The organism is Pseudomonas sp. F-14 TE3482 (assembly GCF_053629455.1).
On sequence record NZ_JBRJII010000001.1, the window covers coordinates 5344467 to 5367235 of the forward strand.

The 22769-nt window shown below is 57.3% G+C and carries 19 protein-coding genes and 2 pseudogenes; 8 read left to right on the forward strand and 13 right to left on the reverse strand.

Going from position 1 to position 22769, the window contains the following annotated elements; genetic code table 11:
* Genes AB7M26_RS24025 through AB7M26_RS24040 form a run of 4 tightly spaced genes read right to left on the reverse strand, consistent with a single transcriptional unit; the run spans window position 1 to window position 7743 of the window.
* Window positions 1-4575, reverse strand: coding sequence for an alpha-2-macroglobulin family protein (locus AB7M26_RS24025; RefSeq protein WP_123493974.1), 4575 nt, complete (start codon window positions 4573-4575; stop codon window positions 1-3).
* Window positions 4572-5237, reverse strand: coding sequence for a DUF1175 domain-containing protein (locus tag AB7M26_RS24030; RefSeq protein WP_429386492.1), 666 nt, complete (start codon window positions 5235-5237; stop codon window positions 4572-4574). The genes AB7M26_RS24025 and AB7M26_RS24030 overlap by 4 nt, the downstream gene beginning before the upstream one ends.
* Window positions 5207-6916 (reverse strand): DUF2138 domain-containing protein, encoded by a 1710-nt coding sequence (locus tag AB7M26_RS24035; protein ID WP_123493972.1) that lies wholly within the window; start codon window positions 6914-6916, stop codon window positions 5207-5209. Before AB7M26_RS24035 ends, AB7M26_RS24030 begins: the two co-directional genes overlap by 31 nt.
* Before the next feature lie 35 nt (window positions 6917-6951).
* The gene (locus tag AB7M26_RS24040; protein ID WP_008008415.1) at window positions 6952-7743 is read right to left on the reverse strand and encodes a YfaP family protein; all 792 of its coding nucleotides are present in this window, start codon (window positions 7741-7743) and stop codon (window positions 6952-6954) included.
* Window positions 7744-8085: 342 nt separating this feature from the next.
* On the opposite strand from AB7M26_RS24040, the gene AB7M26_RS24045 reads away from it, so the two are divergent.
* The 5 genes and pseudogenes from AB7M26_RS24045 to AB7M26_RS24065 all read left to right on the forward strand — a co-directional run bounded on the left by AB7M26_RS24045 (window position 8086) and on the right by AB7M26_RS24065 (window position 11372).
* The gene (locus tag AB7M26_RS24045) at window positions 8086-8835 is read left to right on the forward strand and encodes an SDR family oxidoreductase (protein WP_429386496.1); all 750 of its coding nucleotides are present in this window, start codon (window positions 8086-8088) and stop codon (window positions 8833-8835) included.
* 198 nt (window positions 8836-9033) lie between these two features.
* Window positions 9034-9303 carry a hypothetical protein gene (locus tag AB7M26_RS24050; protein WP_007985568.1) on the forward strand — a complete coding sequence of 90 codons (270 nt, stop codon included), beginning with the start codon at window positions 9034-9036 and terminating at the stop codon, window positions 9301-9303.
* Window positions 9304-9540: 237 nt separating this feature from the next.
* Entirely contained in the window at window positions 9541-10410 is an 870-nt protein-coding gene (locus AB7M26_RS24055; RefSeq protein WP_123493969.1) for an AraC family transcriptional regulator, read from the forward strand.
* A gap of 170 nt (window positions 10411-10580) precedes the next feature.
* Window positions 10581-10795, forward strand: a pseudogene (locus tag AB7M26_RS24060) (hypothetical protein).
* A 196-nt stretch (window positions 10796-10991) separates the two neighbouring features.
* The gene (locus AB7M26_RS24065) at window positions 10992-11372 is read left to right on the forward strand and encodes a hypothetical protein (protein WP_429386499.1); all 381 of its coding nucleotides are present in this window, start codon (window positions 10992-10994) and stop codon (window positions 11370-11372) included.
* A gap of 356 nt (window positions 11373-11728) precedes the next feature.
* Here the strand turns inward: AB7M26_RS24065 and AB7M26_RS24070 are convergent, their stop codons facing one another.
* On the reverse strand, window positions 11729-12184 hold the full coding sequence (locus tag AB7M26_RS24070; RefSeq protein WP_123493965.1) for a hypothetical protein: 456 nt from the start codon (window positions 12182-12184) through the stop codon (window positions 11729-11731).
* A 239-nt stretch (window positions 12185-12423) separates the two neighbouring features.
* Here AB7M26_RS24070 and AB7M26_RS24075 point away from each other — a divergent pair, with 239 nt between their 5' ends.
* Complete coding sequence (locus AB7M26_RS24075; RefSeq protein ID WP_123493963.1) at window positions 12424-12720, forward strand: DUF3144 domain-containing protein; 297 nt, start codon at window positions 12424-12426, stop codon at window positions 12718-12720.
* Between the two features lie 119 nt (window positions 12721-12839).
* The gene (locus tag AB7M26_RS24080; RefSeq protein ID WP_123493961.1) at window positions 12840-13157 is read left to right on the forward strand and encodes a hypothetical protein; all 318 of its coding nucleotides are present in this window, start codon (window positions 12840-12842) and stop codon (window positions 13155-13157) included.
* 179 nt (window positions 13158-13336) lie between these two features.
* On the opposite strand, the gene AB7M26_RS24085 is transcribed toward AB7M26_RS24080, so the two are convergent.
* From AB7M26_RS24085 to AB7M26_RS24100, 4 genes are all read right to left on the reverse strand, one after another.
* A complete protein-coding gene (locus AB7M26_RS24085; RefSeq protein ID WP_259698654.1) occupies window positions 13337-13897 on the reverse strand; it encodes an FAD-binding oxidoreductase in 561 nt (186 codons plus the stop codon).
* Window positions 13898-13962: 65 nt separating this feature from the next.
* Window positions 13963-14802: an FAD-binding oxidoreductase gene (locus AB7M26_RS24090; protein WP_259698653.1), complete on the reverse strand. Its 840-nt coding sequence runs from the start codon at window positions 14800-14802 to the stop codon at window positions 13963-13965.
* A 609-nt stretch (window positions 14803-15411) separates the two neighbouring features.
* Entirely contained in the window at window positions 15412-15936 is a 525-nt protein-coding gene (locus tag AB7M26_RS24095; protein ID WP_123493959.1) for an SPOR domain-containing protein, read from the reverse strand.
* 454 nt (window positions 15937-16390) lie between these two features.
* Entirely contained in the window at window positions 16391-17443 is a 1053-nt protein-coding gene (locus tag AB7M26_RS24100) for an alpha/beta hydrolase family protein (RefSeq protein WP_123494364.1), read from the reverse strand.
* A 359-nt stretch (window positions 17444-17802) separates the two neighbouring features.
* Here AB7M26_RS24100 and AB7M26_RS24105 point away from each other — a divergent pair, with 359 nt between their 5' ends.
* Window positions 17803-18519, forward strand: coding sequence for a class I SAM-dependent methyltransferase (locus AB7M26_RS24105; RefSeq protein ID WP_123493957.1), 717 nt, complete (start codon window positions 17803-17805; stop codon window positions 18517-18519).
* Between the two features lie 146 nt (window positions 18520-18665).
* Here the strand turns inward: AB7M26_RS24105 and AB7M26_RS24110 are convergent.
* The 4 genes and pseudogenes from AB7M26_RS24110 to AB7M26_RS24125 all read right to left on the reverse strand — a co-directional run.
* Window positions 18666-19693 (reverse strand): annotated as a pseudogene (locus AB7M26_RS24110) (IS1182 family transposase); the annotation flags it as partial.
* Between the two features lie 74 nt (window positions 19694-19767).
* Window positions 19768-20385 (reverse strand): LysE family translocator, encoded by a 618-nt coding sequence (locus AB7M26_RS24115; RefSeq protein ID WP_123493955.1) that lies wholly within the window; start codon window positions 20383-20385, stop codon window positions 19768-19770.
* A gap of 186 nt (window positions 20386-20571) precedes the next feature.
* On the reverse strand, window positions 20572-20997 hold the full coding sequence (locus AB7M26_RS24120) for a GNAT family N-acetyltransferase (protein WP_123493953.1): 426 nt from the start codon (window positions 20995-20997) through the stop codon (window positions 20572-20574).
* Window positions 20998-21024: 27 nt separating this feature from the next.
* The gene (locus AB7M26_RS24125; protein ID WP_123493951.1) at window positions 21025-22383 is read right to left on the reverse strand and encodes an MATE family efflux transporter; all 1359 of its coding nucleotides are present in this window, start codon (window positions 22381-22383) and stop codon (window positions 21025-21027) included.
* Window positions 22384-22769: the final 386 nt, after the last annotated feature.

Here is a 22769-nt window from a genome sequence, read left to right on the forward strand (position 1 = left end):
TCAGTGGACCGTGACCTGACCGAGTGCCGGTTTCTGTTCCAGAGCCTGATGCTGTGGCGCATAGACCTGGGTGAAACGCACCGGCGGCAGGTTGAACTGACCCTTTTGCGAGAAACGCACCAGATGACGCAGGCGCAATTCACCGCTCAAGGCATCCACCGGGATCGCGTAAGCCATTTGCCCCGGTTCGAAACGGGCCTTCTCCAGCGCGGTCGGCTCGGTGCCGGCCTTGCCCATCAGCTTGATGCCCCACGTGGTACGCTCGACGTCCGCACCCGGTGGCAGCGGCACTTCGAGCATGCCGTAGCGCAGCGGTTTCGCAGCCTTGCTGGTGATGATCACTTCGTCCAGGTACAGGCTGTCGCTGGACAACGGTTTGGTCCCGACCGCTTCGAGTTTGAACTCGAACGCTTCATCACCCGGCACCAGACGCGACAGACGACGGGTGATGGTCACGGCCATCGGGCTCAACGGCGGTTGCTTGCTCTGGAAGCTCAACGCAGCGCGAAGCGGGCGCTCTTGCTCCCCAGTCAGCGACAACACTGTCGGCACGGGCGCAGCACCCTGCCACGTCCAATACATCTCACCGGTATCACCATACTTTTTCTTCCAGCCTTCACCCGGTGCCAGTGCGATGGTGGGCGAGGCCTGTTCGATGCTGCGTTGCAGCCAGGTCAGCGCCAAGGCGCGTTCCAGGGTCGATTGCTGTGGCAACAGGCGTTGCAACAGCGCTTGAGCGTGAGCCTGATCGAAGGCTTGCAGCGACAGGTTCAACGCTTCGACAAACGGCTGGGAGCTAGCGGCCACTTGTTGTTGCGCTGCGTCCAGTTGACGATTGAACGCCTCCGGCAGATTGACCTTGGCCTGACGCGCCAAAGAGGCAGTCAACAGCCGAGCACTGGCCAGCCCCAACGCCGAATCCGGATCGCTCATGACCAGGCTCTCTTCGCCGTCGTCCATCACGCTCGCCCCATGACCTTCGCCGGCTTTCACCAGGTCATCGATCAAACCGCTGAGCAGCGTGTTCACCGGCAATTGCATCTGCTTGGCAAACGACAGAATCAACGCCCGCTGCAACAGCGGCGTGTTCTGCGACTGCTTCGCGTACACCTCCAGCACCCGCTGCCAATGCTCCGGCGGCAGGCTCAGTTCCAGCGCTTTGCTGGCGTGCCAGTCGGCGTAATAGGCATAGGCGGTGAGGAACGCATCCGGCTCACCGTCAAAGCCCCACCAGGTGAAGCTCGCCGACGGGCCGGCCATTTGCACCAGCCGCAGACGGCTGTTCTGCATGATCAAGCGCAAGCGATCGCGGATCTGCGGGTTCGACGATAAGGTCGGATAAGCGATGCTCAATGGCAGCAAACGACTGGCGGTCTGTTCGACGCCGCCGTACGGATAGCTCAGCAGATCATCGAGGGCCGAACGAAACAGCGCTTGCGGGCTGTCATCCAGACGCAGGCGAATATCCGTGGCGTCCGCCGGCAAGGTCAGCGGCGTATCACCGCTGGCCACGTCCAGGCTTTGGCTTTGCGTTACCTGCCAGCCTTCGCCGGTCGCGGTCAGGCGCACGGCCAGGGCATCAGCGGTTTTGCCGTCCTGCACCAGTTCGGCAGTCCACTCGCCATTGGCCACTGTGAACGCCGGCAATGCGATGTAGTTGATGCCGTTGTTCAACGTGACCGGCACCCGTTGCTCGGCGCCCGCGTAATGAATCACCAGCTCAGCCTTGACCGGTTTCTCGGCCTGGCTGAAAGCGAACACACCGAGATCCGGTTTGTCGCTGTTGCGGAATTTGGTCGGGCCGCTCCACTTCAGGTACAGCGGTTTTTCCGAGCGCACGAACTGCTTCTTCTGCCCGACCTGGCCGTCATCGGCGATGGCCCGGGCGGTGATGCGCCAGCGGGTCAGCGAGTCCGGCATTTTGAAGGTAAAGCGGGTTTTACCATTCTCATCGGTGATCAATTCAGGCTGCCACGCGGCGGTGTCGACGTCTTCGCGACGCGGCCGCTCCAGCACTTTCACGCCACGCTCGCTGCGGTTGGCTTTGCCCGGCGCGCCTGGGCTGCCCGGCAATGCCACGTCGTAGCTGATGAACGACAAACTGGCGCTGGTGCGCACGTTGTTGCGGCGTGGGTGATAGAAGAACTGGTCGATGGTCGGCGCGACTTCCGGTTGCAGGGCGTAGACCATCTCGTCCACGACACTGACCGTCAGGTGCGCCGGAATGGCTTTGCCGGCGAACTGCGTAGCGAGATCGACGGTAACCGTATCCCCTGGTTGATACGCCTCTTTGTCGGTGGTGATCGCCACATCGATTTGCGGCGCGATCACCTTGATCCCGGCGTTCTGGAAGCTGTACTGACCGCCCTTGGTGTAGAGCACAGAGAAGGTCAGGTTCGGCGCGAAGGTGTCCTTCACCAGGATGCGCGCGCGATATTGGGTGTCGCTGAGTTTTTCCATCTTCAGCCAGTCGCTGCCCTTGGACAGCAGCGCCGTGGCCTCGACCTTGTCGCGTTCCAGCGACAACAGCGCATCGATAATCGGCTCGGGGAAAGTGATCAACGCGAGGGCTTCGTCGCCGGCCTTGTACTCGGGTTTATCAAGGACGATTTCCACGGTGCCGGGCACGGCTTTGACGCCGTCACCGGTGACCGAATGACCGGTCGCGCCAAGCACGCGGCCGTGATCATCTTTCAACGTCAGGTTGTAAGTGCCCGGACGGTCGAAGGCCAGGGTGAAGCCTTTATCTTTGGCGGTGAGTTTACCTTCGCCAGTGGTTTGATCTTCAAGTCGCACCCAGCTGTAGCTGCTCGGGTTGACCGCTTTGCTCTGCTCGCTGCCACCTTCGTTGGCATAGCTGAAGGCAACCTTGCCGCCCACCGCGCTGAACCGTTGCGGCGCGCTCAGGCGGAAGCTGGCGGCACCGCGATCGATGAGGATTTCCTTGGTGGTCTTGACCCGGTACGCCGCGCCATCGCTGGCGAACACGGTGAGCATGTAGCGGCTCGGTTTCTCGGCGGCGGGCAGGTCGAGGCTGGCGTTGCCCTTGGAATCGGTGGTCAGTTCGGCGCTGGTCAGCTCCACCGGGAATTGCCCGAGGTATTGCAGCTCGTTATCGACCATCGACAGTTGCTGGGCGCGCAGGCTCAGGCTCAACTTGGCGTTGGCCACTGGTTTGCCGTCCGGGTACAACAGCACCAGACTGCCTTTCACCGGTTCGCCGGTGCGGTAATCCTGCTTGGCCAGGTTCAGGGAAATTTCGAAGTGCGGCTTGATGTATTCAGCGACACGGAAGGCGCTGCTGTAGGCCTGATCCTTGTAGCTGAAACGCAGCTCATAGCCGCCAGCCACGGCGTTGTCCGGCAACTGGAAACGGCCCTGAGTACCGGCCTTGGAATCAAGCTTCAGCGCCAACGATTGCAGCGCCGTGCCCGTGGCATCGAGCACAGTCACATTCACGTCGCCAGCAGTCGGTGCCACAGAATCCCGGGCGTTCTTGAACTCGCGGCCGACGATTTTCAGCGACACCCAATCCCCCGGCCGATACAGCGGCCGGTCGGTGAACGCATAGAGTTTGGTGTCGTAGATTTCGCTGTCGTAGTAGAAGTTCTCGGAGACGAACACCCCGCCCTCTTCGTCTTCGCCAATCACGAACGAACGCTCGGGGCTGACGTGTTTCAGACGCAGCAAACCGTCGGCGTCAGTCGCGCCACTGCTCATCACGCCCAGGCCGTCGGTCCACAGCACATTGACCTTGGGCACCGAACTGCCTTCGTGTTTGCGCGCGGCCCACACCAGCAATTCATCGCCAGCAATCTTGCTCACGGCCACGGTGTTGGAGACGAAAACCATGGTGGTCGCGCGGTATTTACCGATCAGCGCTTCCACCAGATACAGGCCCGGCTTCAGGTTGCCCAACGGGATGTACACGTTGCCCGGCGAGACACTGACGAACTCGCTGGAAGAACCGGCCAGGTTAACCCCTGGAGGCGGCTGGATCGGTTTGGCTTGCCACAGCGGATAACGGAATTGGCTGACCACCGGCAGGCCCGGAATCAGGGCGAATTGCGGCTGTGCGTCGTAAGGCGTTGGCGCGGCGATGGCGGTGCCCATCTTCAGTTCCGGCACTTCCTCGGTGACTTGTTTACGCGATTCGTAGGAAAACGCCCGCTGCATCACCCGACGGGATTTGCGGTACCAGTTGTCCCACAGGTACGCGAGGGTGTTCGACAGGCCCTCGCCCTTGAACTGGCCATCGCTGACCACGCGGTGCAGGTTCTTCTGGCGCTTGAGGAAATCCAGCGGCTTGTCGATGCGATACACACGAATGTCCGCGCCGCCGTAAGGCTCCATGCGGAACCGGCGGTAATCGCGGCCCGGCGCTTCGAGGCGAACCATCGCCTGTTCGTCGCTGGCGAAACTGCTGTCGGCCAGCAGGAAAAAACTTTCACCGGCCACCGGCGTATAGCCGCTTGGCTCGACGGTGTCTTCGGCGTTGACCGTGGCTAAAGGCGCCAGAAGGGCCAGCAGCAATGGAATTCGAGAGCAAATGCGCAGCATGCGGGCACCGATCATTGGGAGAGGAAGTTCAGTCGATAGACGCCGATGAAGTTGGGGTTGGCTGCGTCGGGTATCCATCGGGTGTCCTTCCATGTCATGAGTTGTTGCAGGCTTGCGGAGCGCATGCCGTTGTCATTGGGGGTGGTAGTGCCGGTGTGATAGGCGATGAAGCGGCCCATCCAGATCATCAGGTGCTGGTCGTCGCCTTGATCGAAAAACATCAAGTCGCCGGGCCGGGCCTGGGCCAGATCGCGGCCGACCAGATGACTGTTGAACTGAATCAGTTTGATCGCGTTGACGTAGGGCCCGACCTTGCCGCCGCCCTGCTGCCATTGCTGGGCAAGGCTGCGTTGGGCGTCGCTCAGTTGCAGTTCCGGCGGCAGGTAGCGATTGGACAGGCCATTGCTGCGCAGCCATTTATCGTCATGGACTTTCAGCGCTTCGTTGGCGGCAAACCGCACCAGCCCGGCGCAGTCCTGCTGATACCAGCGCGGGCTCGGGCCTTGGGTCAGTTGTTCCTGGGCGATGCGCACGAACCAGGCGCGGAATACCTGGGATTGCTGCGGGTCGAGCGCTGCGGCTTCGCTGGCAAAGGTGCGGGTCCCCAGCAGCAACGCCAGCAGGCCGAGGCCTCGGATAAGTGCTGTCACAGGGCTTTCCACTCCAGCGGCAGCCATTGCCAGTGGCCGTCGGGCTCGCTGCCTTTGGGCAAGGTCAGGGCATATTTGCCATAGCCGCCGAGGGTGCGCAGTTTCGGGATCAGGTAGGTTTGCGCGGCGTTGTAGAACACCGGCTCCATGTCTTGCGGCAGGCTGTCGAGGGTTTCCTGTTGCATCAGTTGCGCCATGGAGTCCGGGCCGAAATAGATCGGCATCAGCAGGTCTTTCGGCACGACGTCAGCCATGGGCGGGAAGCGTTTGTCGAGGGTGCCGAGGGCTTTGTCGACCAGTTTGTCGTCAAGGGAGAACAGCAGCGTCGAACCGTGGCGAGCCAGGCTGACGCGCATAAAGGCTTTGCCGGTGATCGCGTCCGGTTGCTCGGCATCCTTGGCTTTATAGGGGCCGAAATTGGAGCTGACCTGGCGCTGCCACTGATGGGTCTGGCCTTCCTGTTTCTCGACCACCGGGAACGCGTGCTCGGCGACGTTGCCTTCATAGGCGCCGACCATCGAGCCGAACAGGTTGCCCAGGTCGCCGTCGAGTTTGGCGCTGTCATCGTCATTCAGGCTGGCCACCAGCAGCGGCGTGTACAGCCGCGAATCGGCGTACCAGCACAGTCCGGCGGCACCGGCCATGTGTTCGGTCAGGGCTTGGGCCACGGCGTCGTCGGCGCCGAGTTTCACCAACAGCGGTTTCTGTTGCTCGGCGGCCAGCGGCAAGGTCACGCAGGCGCTGGCGCCCATCGGCATGGCTTGCCAGATCGGTTTGAAGTCGAAGTCTGGCTGGTTTTCCAGTTCGTCCATGGCGAGGAAGCTGTGCCAGCCCTTGTCGTCCATGTCGAAACGCAGGCCGGCGAAATTCGGGATGAAGCGCTGGTAACCCATGGCCAGGACGCTGGAGTTGACCGAGAGGCGTTGCTTCACCTCGGGCGCTCGGGGTTGCAGGCCGAAGGCTTCAGGGAACAGTTTCTGGCCGCCGAGCAGTGCTTCCAGCGATTCGGTCGAGACCATGCCGGGTTCGTCGACTGGACCGTGGCCGGCGTCATAAAGCTTGGCCGGATTGGACAGCACCACCAGTTTGTCGCCATGAGAGGCGAACAGCAGCGCTTTGCTGTTGTTGTAGGTGAGTTGATAAAGCGGCACCACATCGCCGGCGACCTTGATTTCAGCCAGCTTGCTCAGCTGCGTATCACCCAGCGCCACTTTCGCCAGCGGCTCCAGCACCTTGGCCAGCCCGCCGCGATCCATCACCAACAGGAAATCCTTGAGACGCCCATCCGCCCCGCGCCACAGCGCCACGTCCGCCGGTTGATCGAACAGCTGCTCGATCAGGCTGTCCTGCAATTTCAGGTCATGTTCATAAATGATCCGCCGCAGACTGCCGATCAAACCGAGGCGGTCGGCGTGGGCCTGGTAATAGAAGACGAAATCTTCGGTCAGGGTTTCCTTGAGAAACGGCACCGCCAGCAGATCCTTGGGCAACTGGCTCAGGGAGTGGGTTTCGAGCAAACCGTCCGGCCGGCTCATACCCAGTTTGTCACTGGCCAGTTCCGCAGGCGGAGCCTTGGGTTTGTTCAGGAACCACCCCAACCCGCCCGCCACGCCGGCCACCAGGCACAGCCCGATGACCAGCGCCGGCCAGCGACGGGAAGTGTTGGCGGCTGGCGAAACGCCCGGGGAAACAGTGTTATCACTCATGTTCACAAACCCAATTCATCCGTGGTGCGGGATGTTTAATAGTTGAAAGTCTTGACCAGCAGCAGGTCGCCGATCGCTCGCAAAGGCACGATGAAGGTCTCGCGTTTTTCGTCGACGGTGTTTTCGTTGAGCACCAGATTGATTTGCGAGGTGATCACCTCGTTCTGGTTGCTGGTCTCATCGAAGTTATAGCCGCCGCTGCCGAAGTTGCCCCAATAGTTCACGTAAACCAGATAAGTGCCATGCATCGGCGCGGTCATGGTGAACATTTCCGGGCCGGGGCCATCGACCCCGTCCGGGTCCAGGCCGCCGCCATTGCTCATCGCCGGGCGAGCCCAGAACGCATGCTGGCCGTCGGGGGTAATGATGTGCAGGTCGAGTTCAGCCTTGGGATCGTCCCAACCCAGCACCACGCGAATGCGCGCCGGCGTGCGCAGGTTGTTGGCTTCGTAGAATTGAACGCGCTTGAGCGACTTGCCCTCGGAACTGCGCACTTCGACGCTGTTGGACCCCGCGCCGAACGCATATGGCCGGGCAAAACGCCCTTGGTCGTCGGTGTACAGATTCAGGGGATTGCCGTTGACCGCCAGGCTATGGGGCGGACGGAGCGTGCCGAGGGCTTTGAGCTGGCCTTCGATCATCGTGCGATTGCGCTGCACGCCCCGGTCGATGGGAGGCGTGGGATAGGCGACTCGAGGATTTTCACTACGGTCCAGCAGGCCGTGATAGCGCCAGCCGCCCACCGGTTCCGACAACTCGGCCGTGGGCTCGGCCCATGCCACCTGGGCGCAGACCAGCGTGATCAGCAGTGAAAGAACACAACGCATGTAACGCCTCCTGCCATGCATAACGAAGTCTTGCGCCCGATCCTCGGCGCGTTATTAATCTTACTGCTGGATACTGAAAAGCTGTTTGAGTCGCCTCAAACACACCGTCATGTTTCAAAACATGACGGGATACAAAGGCTGGCAATATAACATTCCCGCCAATCTGTTTTTCCGGTCTTTTTGTGCGCATCTCTGCATTTTTTCAAGTTGACCCGATCGTCGTCTGAGCGAACCACCTATCGGACAACACGAAGCAATTCCATTGCGGGTCTTTAATGGTTGCAGGATTCAACGTCAGCCCCTCGATCTGTCCGGGACTGACATCCCATCGGGAGACTCGTCATGAAAATCGTCGTCATTGGCGGTACCGGGCTGATCGGCAAACACCTGTGCAAAAACCTGCAAGACCTGGGGCATGAAACCCTGGCCGCATCACCCAGCACCGGCGTCAACGTCCTCACCGGCGAAGGACTGCAAACCGCCTTGCAAGGCGCCGACGTGGTGGTCGACGTGGCCAACTCGCCCTCCTTCGAAGACGCTGCCGTTCTCGAGTTCTTCGAAACCAGCGGGCGTAACCTGCTCGCCGCCGAGAAAACCGCCGGCGTCAAACACCATATCGCCCTGTCGGTGGTGGGCACCGAGCGCATGCTCGACAGCGGTTACTTCCGCGCGAAGATGGCGCAGGAAACACTCATCAAGGACTCAGGCATCCCCTACACAATCCTGCGGGCCACGCAGTTCTTCGAATTCATCGGGGCGATTTCGCACTCGGGCGTTCAGGACGGCGACACCGTCCGCCTGACCTCCGCCGAGCTACAACCGATTGCCGCCGTCGATGTCGCGACGGCATTGGCAAAGGTCGCCGTGCAAGCGCCGAGCAATAAGACATTGGAGGTCGCAGGCCCTGAGCGCTGGCCGCTGGTGGAATTCGTGCGCCTGTTTTTGCAACACACCAACGACCCGCGCCAGGCCCACGCGGACGACACGGTCCCCTACTTCGGCGCGCCCATCGATGACCACTCCCTCACGCCAGGAGAGCACCCCATCATCGGGCCGACGCGTTTCGAGAACTGGCTCAAGAGCAGCGTTTGATACGCAAATGGGTAATTGCACAGACTTGCCCACCCATTTGCATTCGACCTGACCAGTCATTTGCATCGGAATTGACCATCACGCTTCGTGACCATGACCGGCAGAGAACGGCCAGAAGCGGGCATTCGATTTCGCTATTCACCAATCTCCCGAGCGTGCGAAATTACCAGTCCTTCAATTTCTCTCAAAGGCAGGCTCATGACCTCCACCCTGGCAGTCTCGGATATTTTAGGTCCATGGAGTGGGGATGCCCCCACAGGACTAATTCAGCGTTGCAGGGAGGCATGGGACACACCTCTAGAGAGTTTGAATGATCTTATGGTCGCTACTTTTTTGAATCAGAACATCGCGACCAAACACCTGCTCATTGAGGCGAAGCGCCGCATGAAAGATCAGGAACGAGATGAAACCGAGTACTTCGACGGCCAGCTTCTCGAAGCTATCGAGCGCTTGCAATCCGGGGAGTAATTCATCCCGACGGTTTGTTGCGTTCGACACGGACTATCTATATTGGGTCGCTTTCTGTCTCACGGGACTGGCAGAGAACGGCCAGAAGTGGACACCTGGAATGCCCTGACCTTTACATCGCCTTGGAAAAGGTCGCATAGGCCAACCCAAAACGTACCTTGAGCAAACGCGGCTAGGCGCGTTCACGCCGTTATAGTCGACTCTATTGCCGACCGTACTTCCAGGAACCTTTTCCCAGTGTCTGACATGCCGACCCACTTCGCTTATGCAAAACGCTTCAACACCGTACTCGCCTACATTGATGCCCATCTCGAAGGTGACCTGTCGGTGAAGACGTTGAGCCATGTGGCGAACTTTTCGGTGTTTCACTTCCATCGACAATTCACCGCGTTCGCAGGAGTGCCTGTCTCACGTTATGTGCAACTGATGCGGCTACGACGCGCGGCACATCGCCTGGCCGCCCTCGCTGATCACTCGGTACTGGACGCCGCACTCGGTGCCGGCTTTGAAAGTCCCGAGGCATTTTGCAGGGCGTTCAGGCGGGCGTTCGGTATGACGCCGAGTGCGTTCAGGAAGGAACCGAACTGGCAGGTCTGGAATGCGGTATTCGCAATCCCTCACTTTTCCAGGACTATCATCATGCAAGTACGAATCGTGGAATTCCCTGAAATCAGGGTGGCAGCGCTTGAGCACTGCGGACCAGCCGCGCTCGTCAATGAGAGCGTGCGCAAGTTCATCGAGTGGCGCATGCAGAGCGGACAGTCGCCGGTGGCATCGAGTCGCACCTTTGGCATTCCCTATGGCAACCCCGATACGACACCTCCACAAGCATTCCGCTTCGCAATTTGCGGCGAGATTCACGAGGCGGTGGCGCCGAATGAGTTCGGCGTGCACGAGATCGTCATTCCTGGCGGTCGCTGCGTCGTGGTGCGACACGCGGGTTCACCGGATCACATCGGCGAAACGATCTATCCGATTTACCGCGATTGGCTTCCCTCCAGTGGAGAGGAACTTCGTGACCAGCCGCTGTTCTTTCATTACCTGAGCGTCTATCCCGAGACACCGCAGGATCAATGGCATACTGATGTGTATGTTCCGCTGCAATAGCGGAGCAAGCAGCTTTCGACCTTGAGCTGACGTTGACGAGTGTCCGCTCCGGGTCGAAAGTAGCCGGTGACAGCTTCATCAATTGACCACACCCCAATCAACCTATTGCAGGTTCCAATTGGGGGCACTGTCGCTGCTATGCTTGAGCTTTCTCGAAAAGAATCGACACCATGCCAAGCGATTATTCACTGTCGGATGTACTGGAAAGGCTGTTCGAAAATCAGCAGGCCTTAGAGGCGGCCATTATGGAGTTGACCCTGCTGATTGAGGAGCAAGGGGCACGGAAGTGGGCGGAAATGTCCGTGGTGCACTGTGGACCATGGGTGAAAACGCCGGTCATATCAAACAAGGCCTGGCTCGATTGGAGAAATTGGACATCGGCTAGGTGCAACACCTTTGCCAAGGCTGCCTGAATCCGACTCCAAAGTGCCTATGGGCGCATCGTTCGAGGGTTCTGACGACGATCAGACGCTTGATACCAAAAAGAGGCGGAGAATTGATTCTGGCAAGCGATGAGCAGACATTTTTTTGCGATTTACTCTGATACGCTGCTGAAGCACTCGTTTACAGGAGTTGTTCGCATGTTTGGCAAGTTAATTTCGACGGGTTTCAGTTTGGCCACCTTGCCCGCCCGCCTGACTTTTCGCAGCGTCCGCGCCTTGGCCATGACGCCTACCGAAGCCAGCCGCCTGCTGGCGGACATGCGTCAGGCATCGGATCAGGCGGTGCAGGAACTCCAGGGGCTGTTGGCCAACGTCGATGCGGACATGACCCACAAAACGGCGCACCTCAGTGCTGCCGACAAGCGCTTGGCAGCCGAACTGGCCCTGCACGCCGCCGAACAACACCTGAACATGGCCGCGATCAACATTCTGCGGGCCGTCTGGCTGACGCTTCACTCGACGCCGAACTTGCCGCCAAGCGAGCTTGATAAGCGGCTTGAACAGAGACGTAACGACTAACAGACCGTCCGGCGGATCGGTCGATCCGAGCGAGAAATGGGAGCTCAGCAGTAAGCGCTGATCAGGGTGCGAACTCGCCAAATGCCTCAGCTATCGCAGCCTTGTCTCCGGACTCCGCAGCCTCTATCAGAGGTTTGAGCTCACGGTGCACTTCATCCCAGAATTCATTTTCTACCTCGTCGCGAAGCAGGCTCGCCTTAAAGGGGAGCTGTCGGTCTGATAGGTAATCACATGGCCACACTTGCAACCCAGTTTGCTCATTTGCGGTTCATCACCCTGGCGTTCGATCACTTCGTGAAATGGCGGATAACTCTTTGGCAAAACTTTCGACTTGGGCAGGAGAATTCACTCAGCCCTCAGGCTTTCATCAGCCTGTAAAAGTCCTCCAGCGCCTCGCGAAATTCCGCCAGGGAAAAACTGATCGGGCGATTCTCGGCGTCCCATCGAGTGGTAATACCGACTTCCAGGCCGCTGGACACGCTCAACCCAAAACGGCGCCAGTGCAGAGTATCTCCGTCAATCACCTGTTCGGTCATCAGCACAAAGCAATCGAAGTCCATGTCATCGCCGCAGACCAGCAGCGGAACCGGCGTCGATGTGCCGTCTTCTGCAGGCGCGAAACGCCGTTGGGCGAGCGCGTCTTCTTCCTCGTCCAACAACCACATCAATGAAAGACCGTTCAGGTCTAGATCGGGGTATTCGAGGTGACTGTTTAGCCACTCCTCGATAGGTACATCGTCGATAAACAGCCAGGCACAGCGGCTACGGCTAAACTTCGCTTGATGGTAAGCGGCATGGATGCGGTGATGCATAGGAAGTCCATTCAACGATAGAGGGCCAAGGGATCGGTGGGAAAACGCTCGAGTCCGCGTGAGTCGCCGAACAGGTTATCGCCAGGTTCAACGCTTGCTGAAGGGCAACCGCGCGATAAACGGCTCGTGCCAATAGCGGACGTCAAACCTTGGCATTTATCGTTTACGTCTCGTAGCTAGCCGATGCGGGAAGTGTTCCAATTACGGAATTTCCGAAAATGATTGAAAGGTAATCAGCAATGCCAGATGCGACCGATGAAGCATTCTATGATCGTGCAGACGCGCATATAAACCTGTCGAACAAGCAGCTTAGGGAGTTCGGAGACCTTGGCAAGGTAAGCGCGTCGATGATGTTTGGCACCACTCGATTCAATGCTTGGGTGAGCGCTCGCAACTTCAAATCAGGCGAGAAAATGGCGCAGGCTCGCGAAGCGATGTTGAAGTATTTTTGTGAGCAGTACCGGATGATGCTCGAGGATAATCTCGACGACCATATCAACAACTTCAGCAAGTACATGACTGCGAAAGACGCCTGATTGATCTTGGTTGCTCTCGGTGATTGACTGTTTTTGATCGTTGGCAGTCGATCTCGATGCACCGCTATCGACCAGAAGCACGCCGACCGCAAGTTATCTTAATCGAAGGAGTGTTTTTAGTGAGCGGCCATAACCACGATTTTAGAACCGACTTCATAGAGGCGCTCAAGGAAATCACCGCGCTGATGTCCATTGCATACGAACAAACCGGCCCAGTACCGGATGACCATGCGTTAGCTCAGGCAGGTTTAGAGAATGGTGGTGAAATCGTACTGGATTATGTCGATCACAACGAGGCTGGAATAGCGTTCGAACACCTGCTTTACATGATTAATGAGCCACCACTCATTGTTTCTGAAAAATGCACAAAGATATTGGCCCGAATCGCAAAGACTCTGGAGATGCCGTTTACAGGGGACGAACGCAGCCGCCTATGAAGGGCAGCTTTTGGCCGTTTTCTGCCTGTCACGACCGACCGAAATCGACCCATAGCTGACCTTCGCGGAGGGCAGCTGACGACCCGGACCTGCCTCACAGTTTGCCAAATAACGGATGCTCAATGGACAACGGGTATCACCCATATCGGGTTCAGGTTTCCATTGCCATGGACCTTGCTCTACCCCGTGTAGTACTTGTCCCAGAGCTTGTTCCGGAATCGCTTGTCCGGATCGAATTGCGCCTTGAGTGCGAACAGGCGTGGCGCGTCGGGGTAGGCACGTGAGAACTGCTCCCGCGTCGCATGCAGCTGATAGGGCAGATAATAGGTACCGCCAAGCGACAGTGCGGCGTCGATAAGTTCGCGTGTCCACGTGCCGACTTCCTCGCGGTCAACCACGGAAACGTGTTGCCAGTAATAGAGTACGAAGGAAAACACTTCTTCGCGTGCCCAAGACAGAAACGAATCGGGGTCGCCCTGAGTGTGCCGGATGGAGATATTAACGGCGTCAACGCGGTGCGCCTGTAGGATGGCGGCCATTTGCTTTACGAACGCATTGAACTGTGCCACCGGCACAAAATATTCCTGCAACGCGTAAGTACTGTTTCGGGTTGCGATAGGGCCAAGTGAGGCGACATCCGCACTGGCCTCGTAATTGCGCCGCACAACCGGGTGGTTGAGGTAGCGCAGTGGATCGATCACATCCTTGCGAATCAGCGGGCCGCCGGGAAGCTTGGCCACACTCCACATGAGGGTCTGGTTTAATTTGTACGATTGACCCGGCGCGACCAGCCTTTCTGCGACTGTCAGCTCTTTGTCCGAGGCGCGCCAGGTGACGGAAGTGGCCTGGTCAAAGTAAGGGGGGCCAGATCGGCGTTGTGCAGGATAGTCTGTTTGTTCCCGCGGACTTGGTCATTGAAAAAAATCGGGTAATCGGCAGCTGACATGCAGTGTATCTGACGTTCCATCGTGACGTTGGACGCAAGGTCCAGTTCGACCTCAGTGATCACCCCCAGCGCACCATAGCCACCGATGGCAGCGTGGAACAAGTCGGCATTTTCGGTGCGGGACGCTTCTACTACCGAACCGTTGGCGAGCACCAGTTGCAGAGAACGCACAGAGTTGATTACCGGGCCAGCGCCGACATAGCGCCCATGAGCATTGACCGATAGCGATCCGCCGACGGTGAAGTTGGCATAGCTCTGCATGATTTTTATCGAGAGATCGTGCGGGTCTATGACCGACTGCAGGTCACGCCACCGCATCCCTGTTTGCACGCGTATGACCCTGCTCTCAGGCGAGTAACGGACTACCTGATTGAACTGACGCATGTCGAGGTGCAGGCTGTCTTCGGTGGCAATCTGTCCACCCATGCTATAGCGGCCACCACCGATACTGACCGGGCCTGACCACATAGCAAGCGCCTGTTGAATTTCGTCGGTGGTGCGCGGTGCGAACAGGCGATTAACCCAAATCGGATTGAGCAGCGTCACATCGTTAACCAAGACGCCCGATGGTGCCGCCCATAACGACCAAGGTGAAAGCACACTGACTGCAATCCCGGCCATGCCAGCCTGGAGTAGATTGCGCCGAGTGAGAATATGCGACGACTCTGAAGTGGAGTGCGGTTGCGTATTGCCGATCATATTGCGTTCCCTCGCTGTAAATCGAAAATAACGCGCACATTCGGACTTCGAAGCAGACTCGCTGAATTGACGGTACACCGTTGCTACGGAAGTCGTCCGAAATACCACAGAAAGTGGAAATTCGACCCGGGAGCCTGACGCTTTTGCTTTGCCATCATCTTGTCCACTGCCCGCTTTTGGCCGATTGTGTTGAAAAAGTCGGTCCTTCCAGACCGCCCGCGTACTGACTGCTGAAAACGCTTTTTTGCTCGCAGCTACGCGAAATCTGAGCCCGGAATCCTCTGTTCAAAGTAAAGATTTCAATCTCAAGCGCGTACTTTTCTGCCGTGGAATCCATGGCCGACTTTTTCAATAGAATCGGCCGTTTACTGCCTGTTGCGAAGCGCTTCTTTCGATCAGTTGCAGTCGCATAGGTGGCAGCCTGTCTAATCACGCAAGGCCTGATGCCCAAACGCTTTCACTTTTTCGAACGAAACTGATGTCACAAGGGGGCGGCGCATTCACTGTTTCAAACCGGGCTATCCGAACTAAACGCACTTCTGTTCCGTTGCGCCCCCCTAAAACAGAAATTCAGACAACCTCAATTCGTACTGCTCCATTGCTCCCCGATTAAGCACCAGTGTCGCGTCGCGGCACTACGCCAAGGGCTTCTCTGGCCACGAATATCTCCTTGCCGGTGACAAAGACTCGGTACCGAGGATCATGTTCACCACCGTAGGGAATTTGATCGGACCAGCTAAGTACCCCTAGCTCTCTGAGCTCGTGGTCCAGGGCCACGGCGTTGCCTTTGGACTTAAAGAAGCCAACACAGTGGTCATGACGCATTGCCATGATGTATTGAAAGAAGAAGTCGCATGCTTGGGACTCACTGTCTGAGATATAGATTGGCTGTAAATCTTGACCTCGTTCCGTATAACAAACCTGCCACTGCGCGCCCCTGCGGCTCAGATAAAAGGCGTCGGACGCCCCTCCACGGGAGCCGATGGCATACTTGGACGGGTTGCATCCTTCTTCTAACAGGCGCTTTGCGAGCTCGATTGAATTCATTGCGTCCAAGAGATTGTCCTCGGTGCCGGCAAATGTGAGGGCGAAAAGGCAGGGTTTAATTGCACCTTCGTCGGGTAACTGCCGCACACTCCTGCGCCGCCATCCCCTAAGTGTAAGGACCTGTAATCGAAAAGTAACCGGCCAGCAAAATCACCTACCCGACCCCAGCGATAAGGGCGATGTTCTCCACTTAAAAATACGCAAACACACTCGTCCTTAACGACCGGGCGAGGAAGGTTTGTTCCCCGGTCCCTTGCAACTGAACAGAAGCCGTAACAGAAACGGAACGTTTAGAACTAGTGTTCGTGCACTTCCGAAAGAAACGCTGGGTTAATCAGCACGTTAGATGCTGAACTGAATTGCCTCTGATTTCGTTGACGCGGACTGTCCGCTTCTGACCGACTGCTGTCTTTTGCGAAGGGCAGCTTTTGGCCGAGGCTGTGTAAAAACGTTTTTGATCGTAATAGGTGGCTGGATTCGACAAAAAAATTGCGCTCCTACGCAAATTTCAGGTCTGCTGAGTTGCCGAGTGCCAGCAATCCTAGAGCTCCACTTTGTTGTTCGCGGACTGCGTCAAAAACTCGGTGATCAGTGACGTAACCTGCTGTTGGATTACCTCGCGCGGGCGAGCATTGTCGCCATCCCCGCAAATGATGCCATCGCCAGGAATGTCCTCTTCGAGCAATGCCACTGCACCTGGTTTGCAAATCGGCAAGAAGCTGAAATGGCTGGCGTCACTGATCTCGACATAGCGGCTGGACGCTTGGGGCAGGCGTGTGGCCAGGTTGGCGGACTCCAACTGAGCAGGCAGTTCCACCGATGGTGCGCCGGCAGCGATAACTAGCACCGGCACCGGCAGTGCCGCAAGGCTCTCATCGGTCATCCCGCGCGAGAGTCCCAGGTCCAAAGAAACCACAGCGGTGACGCGTTGATCGCGCAAATCGCCGGCCAGACCAGCCTTTAATGCCGGAGTACTCTCAGGGTTGATCTTTTGATAATTGGTGCAACTGGATAACTGCGGATGGAGTTTGCAGTCACGGGCAAACAGGGCCGGGTCGAAACGAGCACCGGCGATCTCCATTGCAGTCCAGCCGCCGAGTGAATGGCCCACTACAGCAATTTGACGCTTTGCGACCACGCCAAATTTTTCAGGTTGAGTGGTGACCGCCTCAATGGCCCGATGCAGGTCAATGGGCCGCTGCCATAACTGCGCCGCCGCTTGCGGGCTGCGATCATGGGTCGTGGTGCCGGGGTGGTTGACCGCTGCAACAATGTAACCCTTATGGGCCAATGCACTCGCCAACCAGTTCTGATTGTTCCAATTGCCTCTGAATCCATGGGAGAGCACCACCAATGGGTGCTCTCCAGCAGAGGGTAGCGCGTTGCGAACCGCAGAAGCACCGACAAACACCACATCGTCGCCGATCAACTGTGGGGTGACGGTCGTTGTACTGGGATACCAGACGACCATCTCCAGCGGACGCTCATTGTGTGGGTCCGACAGGGTGGAGGATTGGAAGCCGACAGAGTTGACGTCAGCGAGAACGCTGGTCGTCAGACAGGTTAAAAGCAGGGCGCCGAGAGCTGTTTTCAATGGGGTTTGTCTTCCTTGATTTAGATAGGGCTTCAGAACCTGAAACCCACCGATAGCGTGCATCACATCTCGCAAGTTATAGAGATCCAGCGCCGTGAGCAGGTGAATCTGCACCGACATTAAAGCCGATACTCCGACTGACATGCATAGTTTTCGTTATCTGCATTGACCGGTCAGCAGCCGGGCTTTCGGGCAAGTCTGAAGGGCCGCGACGGCCAGCAATCGACCAAAGCTGACGGTCGACCAAGCAAGCTCAGAGCCAAAGATGCATTCCCAATAGGAATGTATTGCATAAAATTAATGAATTTTTATTATCAGCCTGTATGACCTAACTTGATTCAAGGACATGGAGAAGCGCCTTGAAATCATTACCGCTCAACTCAGCTGAAAAATTTGATACCCATCGGGCCAATGAGTACGGAAGACAGAGTCGTATCGCATTAGCAGGCTATGACGCCTGCCACGATCTTGTTGCGTGCATGCTAGCGGCAAGCCTCGGCGATACAAGTTCGGCGAAAGTACTGGTGGTTGGCGCTGGCGGCACTGCGCAGGAAATTGTTGCGATGGCAACGCTGGAGCCTGCCTGGCGCTTCACTGCGGTTGATCCATCCGCGCCCATGCTGGAGGCTGCGAAGCACCAGTTGGAGGCCAACGACTTGCTTGAAAGAACGGACCTGCATCTTGGGCATGTTGAAGACCTGGCAGCAGGCCCGTCCTACGACGCAGCCACCTTGATCGGTGTCCTGCATCATCTCGAAGGTGATGATGCCAAGCACCAGCTTTTACGTTCCATTCGGGCTCGTCTGAAACCCGATGCGCCACTGATTGTCGCGGGAAATCAGTACGCGTATGCCAGCCAACCGCTATTGCTGGCTGCCTGGGGCCAACGGTGGCGGCAGGACGGAGCCAGCCCGGATGAAGTGAAGGTCAAGCAGGGAAAAATCCTCCAGGGCGCTGACCCGCCACATTCTGAGGCGGCGGTTCAAAAACTGTTGAACGATGCCGGGTTCGGGGACGCTACGCGTTTCTTCAGCAGCCTGTTCTGGGGTGCCTGGTTGACGTGCAAAAGGGTTTGAAGGTGGACGCGACAGGCCGCAAATGGGCCAGAGTGTGTAAAAACGCTCTGACCTCATCGTCTTGAATAATCGACGTTCGTTGGCTGAGCGATCGCACGGTCAATACTGCGGGCCGCATCGGTCGCGACCTGGAACACGTCAATGCTGTTTTTTGCCACGTCAGAGATGAAGGCATCGTTATTGAAACGCCCGTCAGCCTTGGCTCCAGAGGTCATCGGCTTGGGCACGTAGGCGGTGATACCTGCATCGTGACAAGCGAGGATTTGTTCGCTTTTGAAGTAACCTCGGTCAGCCACTACCGACAACGTATCTGACGCCATCACCTCGCGGGCTTGCTTGGCCACCGAGCTGAGTTGATCGCGGTCGGAGCCGACATTGGTCACCTCATGTGCAACGATCAAATGGTGCTGGGTATCGACCGCTGTCTGCACGTTGTAGCCGACGATTCCCGTGCCACGCGTCATCATGGAACGGGTGTCTGGATCGGTCAGTGAGACCTGTTTATCCGGTGATTCATTGAGCTGGATTTCGATCGCCTGAAGCTCTTTCATTTGAGTTTTGAGCTTGGCGATTTTCTCTTCCAGCCGAACGGCACTGGGCTCGGTAGCTGTTGGTTCTTGCCGATCGGCAGCATCGAGTGCCGCCAGGTAACGGCTGATGCTCGATTCAATTTCTTCCATTCACCGTTTCAGTTTGGCGCTGGTGAAATTGCGGTCACGATTGTTGACCGCTTTGAATTTACTGCCATCGATGGCAACCAGATTTTCTCCAAACAATCCCAACTGCTGGCAGAGCACGACGAACTGGCGACAAACGCCTCGGATGGCCTTGCTGTTGTCTTTTCGGAAGTTGGCAATGGTCTTGAAATCGGCATCAAACGCCCGGTCAGCCACATCAGCTCAATGTTGCGTTGGGCTTCTCGTTCCAGCCGTCGGCTCGACTGAATGCGGTTGAGATAGCCGTAGATATAGATCTTCAGCAGGATCGCCGGGTGATAAGCAGGACGGCCTGTGTCAGCGGGAATAGCGCCGTCAAAACCCAGTTTGATCAGGTCGAGTTCGTCGACAAAAACATCAACTACGCGCACTGGGTTGGTATCGCTGACGTAGTCGTCGAGGCTCTCGGGAAACAATGTGCCTTGGCCGCGATGCTCACCTTGAATAAAGCGCTTCATGGGCGATCCTTGCGATGAAATCCTCGGAAATCATAGCAAGGGTTTTCGGGCTGGATAGATACTCAATCGTAGACTTATTGAACCAGTTGCCGGACCCCTAGAGACAAAATCAAACCACCGCATAATCGATCAATAGCTTTTTTCCTCCTTCGATACGCTGAAGCGATCTCAGGTTGCGAAAGAGCGATTGCGACCACTCCATACCAAGTCATCGAAACCACCACTACGACTGCCAGCATCGATAAAAACGTGCTTGGTGAAACGTGGGTGGGGGCTGCCGCTGAGAAAATAGCGGCATAGAATGCCATGGATTTAGGGTTGCCAATGTTCGTAACGACCCCCTGAATGAATGACTGCCGAAAGTTTCCAACGACAGCATTATTACAGGGGGAAAGCGCGCTCTTCCCGGCCTTGAGAAGCAGTCGGAATCCAAACCACATCAGATAGGCTGCCCCCAGAACTTTTACGATCAGCGCCGCCCAAGGGAACGCAGCAAATACAACGCCGATACCTGCGATTGCACAGGTGGCCCAGAATAAATTGATCAATACGATGCCTGCTACCAAGGCCAAAGCTTCTGACCGCGTAGCAGCTACCGCTTTGTGGACTACTGCAACGAAATTTGGCACTGGAATAACGACACCGGCCAGGTAAACCAAAAAGACTGTCAAAACGGCGGGACCATCGATCATGTGCATTCCTTTGCGAGTATTGTGGCCGGGGACGGTCATCATTCAGTTCAAGGCCGCCCGCGGCTTCAACGTACAACGAAATAAAAATTTGATACAGGGCTTTGAGCGTAGTTGTGTTTTTACACACTCTGGGCCGATTGCTGCCCGCTACGAAGCACAGCTATTGGCCCAAGATCCAAAACGCGGTCAGCACAACGACTTCTGGTAATAGAGCCGGATATGTCCCGGTGGATAGTCTGCCAGGCGTCCGAATTCGGAGTAACCAAGTTTTCGATAAAACCCGGGAGCCTGAAAGCTGAAGGTCTCCAGCCAGATACCAATGCAGTGTTTTTTCTGCGCAACTTCTTCAGCCATGCGCATTAGCCGTTCTCCGATACCCTGACCACGCATCGACTCGGGAACGCTGATAAGATCGATGAGCAGCCATCGATAAGAGACCTTGCCGTACAGCCCGCCAATAACTTCATTGCTGTCAGCGTCTCGTAGCAACAGAGCAAAAGTTTCATAGGCGTCGTCTCCACCGTTGGCCAGGTTATGGGCCAGCAATGGGGTCAAAATTCCTATTCGCTCTGCTTCAGAGGCATTTTCCGAAAGCTGAATTTCTACAGACATGGCGCTCTCCCTGAGCAAAACGAAGGCCTAAACCAACCGCTCAATCTTCTGATGCTGCCAGACCATTTTGTAATACAGCGTCTGCAACATCAGCATGCCCAGATAGGCCACCGGAAACGCCATCCACACACCTTGCAGCCCAAAGCGCGCATCCAGCAGATACGCCACCGGCAACTGCACCCCAACTACGCAAACGATCGAAACCGCCACCGGCACCAACACCGTGCCGCTGGCGCGCATGATGCCGCCGACAATCGCCTGAAAGCCAAACACCAGCAGACTCCAAAGCATGATGTGCAACAGGTGTTCGGCCATCGCCCGGGTGGAATCATCCGTGAGGAACAACCCCAGCAACCAGTGCGACAACAGGTAACCCAACACCACCAAACCACCAGTCAGGCACACGTTGATCAACAGCCCCGTGCGCAAAATCGGCCCCATGCGCTCGATGCGCCCTGCCCCAATCGCCTGCGCACCGAGAATCGACGCCGTGATCGCAATCGACAGCGCCGGGAACTGCACGTAATTGACGATCTGCGTCACCGCCCCGTACGCCGCTGTCGCCTGGGAACCGTGCTGATTCACCAGCGCCAGAATCACCAGCTCCGACAACGACAGCACCACCATCTGCAACCCGGTCGGCAGCCCGATGCGCAACACCTTGCCGAGGATGTCCATGTCCAGCCGCATCGACGCAAACATCTCCCGATCCGGCGCCAACGGATGCCCCTTGCTAATCAACCGCCACGCCAGCCACCCCATCGCCGCCAAGTTACCCGCCAACCCCGCCCACGCCGCACTCTGAATCCCCATCGGCGGCAGCCCCAACCACCCGAGAATCAACGCCGGCGTCAGCGCCAGCCCGACACACGTCGACACCACCAGCGCCAACAACGGCGACACCGTATCGCTCACCCCACGCAGCAACTGCGTGAACAACACAAACACCAACAGCGACGGCAAGATCCACATCATCACATGCGCATACGCCACAGCATCGTCCAGCACATCCACCGGCGTGCCCAAACCCTGCAACGCCGGCCGGGCAAACACACTGCCCAACACCGCCGCCGCCAACCCGATCATCGCCCCCAACAGCAACGTCGAACCGGCGATAGCCTTCACCAAATGCAACTCGCGAGCGCCCCAGGCCTGACCGATCAACACCCCGGCGCCGGCACCGAGTCCGATGACCAGGGCGATGAAGAAGAACACCACGGGGAACATGCCTGATACTGCCGCGAGAGCTTGGGTGCCGAGCATCTGGCCGATGTAGATGCTGTTGATCGTGCCGGACATGGACTGGAGGAAATTGGAGAGGACCATGGGGGCGAGGAACAGGAGGTAGGTTTGCCAGAGGGGGTGGTGGGTGGTGGGGGTTTGCATTGAGGTTCCGTCTCGGGTGGGGGCTGGCGTTTGGGAAATTCTACGCTACGGAACTGAGAACAACGCGCTTCTATTTTGCGGATTTGGGGAGCATGAATATTGTTTACTTTCGGCAAGCAGCGGCCACTGGAACGTCGTTTGTAGTGGATCGAGCCCTGGATTGCGCAAATATGCAGTCAGCAATTGACTTCACCTAGCGAGACCGCCCTATCTGTTTTTTCCAATGTGGCGGAGGTTAATCTGACCATGGTGCAAGTGGATGCAAACCTGATTACTGGCAAACATTCCACAGTGTTTTCGTTGATGCGCAACTGTTGAATGGGTTCGACGCTCTCCTGAGTCCCGACTTTTTTGACTACGCCAAGTCCGCAGTAATATTGGTCGCT

What these genes read in the sequence shown, in the direction of transcription:
- AB7M26_RS24065 (WP_429386499.1), top strand. Translation starts at nt 10,992, where the DNA reads ATGTTTGGCAAGTTAATTTCGACGGGTTTCAGTTTGGCCACCTTGCCC.
- AB7M26_RS24120 (WP_123493953.1), bottom strand. Translation starts at nt 20,997, where the DNA reads ATGTCTGTAGAAATTCAGCTTTCGGAAAATGCCTCTGAAGCAGAGCGA.
- AB7M26_RS24030 (WP_429386492.1), bottom strand. Translation starts at nt 5,237, where the DNA reads ATGGCTGCCGCTGGAGTGGAAAGCCCTGTGACAGCACTTATCCGAGGC.
- AB7M26_RS24045 (WP_429386496.1), top strand. Translation starts at nt 8,086, where the DNA reads ATGAAAATCGTCGTCATTGGCGGTACCGGGCTGATCGGCAAACACCTG.
- AB7M26_RS24125 (WP_123493951.1), bottom strand. Translation starts at nt 22,383, where the DNA reads ATGCAAACCCCCACCACCCACCACCCCCTCTGGCAAACCTACCTCCTG.
- AB7M26_RS24075 (WP_123493963.1), top strand. Translation starts at nt 12,424, where the DNA reads ATGCCAGATGCGACCGATGAAGCATTCTATGATCGTGCAGACGCGCAT.
- AB7M26_RS24035 (WP_123493972.1), bottom strand. Translation starts at nt 6,916, where the DNA reads ATGAGTGATAACACTGTTTCCCCGGGCGTTTCGCCAGCCGCCAACACT.
- AB7M26_RS24070 (WP_123493965.1), bottom strand. Translation starts at nt 12,184, where the DNA reads ATGCATCACCGCATCCATGCCGCTTACCATCAAGCGAAGTTTAGCCGT.
- AB7M26_RS24050 (WP_007985568.1), top strand. Translation starts at nt 9,034, where the DNA reads ATGACCTCCACCCTGGCAGTCTCGGATATTTTAGGTCCATGGAGTGGG.
- AB7M26_RS24115 (WP_123493955.1), bottom strand. Translation starts at nt 20,385, where the DNA reads ATGATCGATGGTCCCGCCGTTTTGACAGTCTTTTTGGTTTACCTGGCC.
- AB7M26_RS24040 (WP_008008415.1), bottom strand. Translation starts at nt 7,743, where the DNA reads ATGCGTTGTGTTCTTTCACTGCTGATCACGCTGGTCTGCGCCCAGGTG.
- AB7M26_RS24025 (WP_123493974.1), bottom strand. Translation starts at nt 4,575, where the DNA reads ATGATCGGTGCCCGCATGCTGCGCATTTGCTCTCGAATTCCATTGCTG.
- AB7M26_RS24090 (WP_259698653.1), bottom strand. Translation starts at nt 14,802, where the DNA reads ATGATCGGCAATACGCAACCGCACTCCACTTCAGAGTCGTCGCATATT.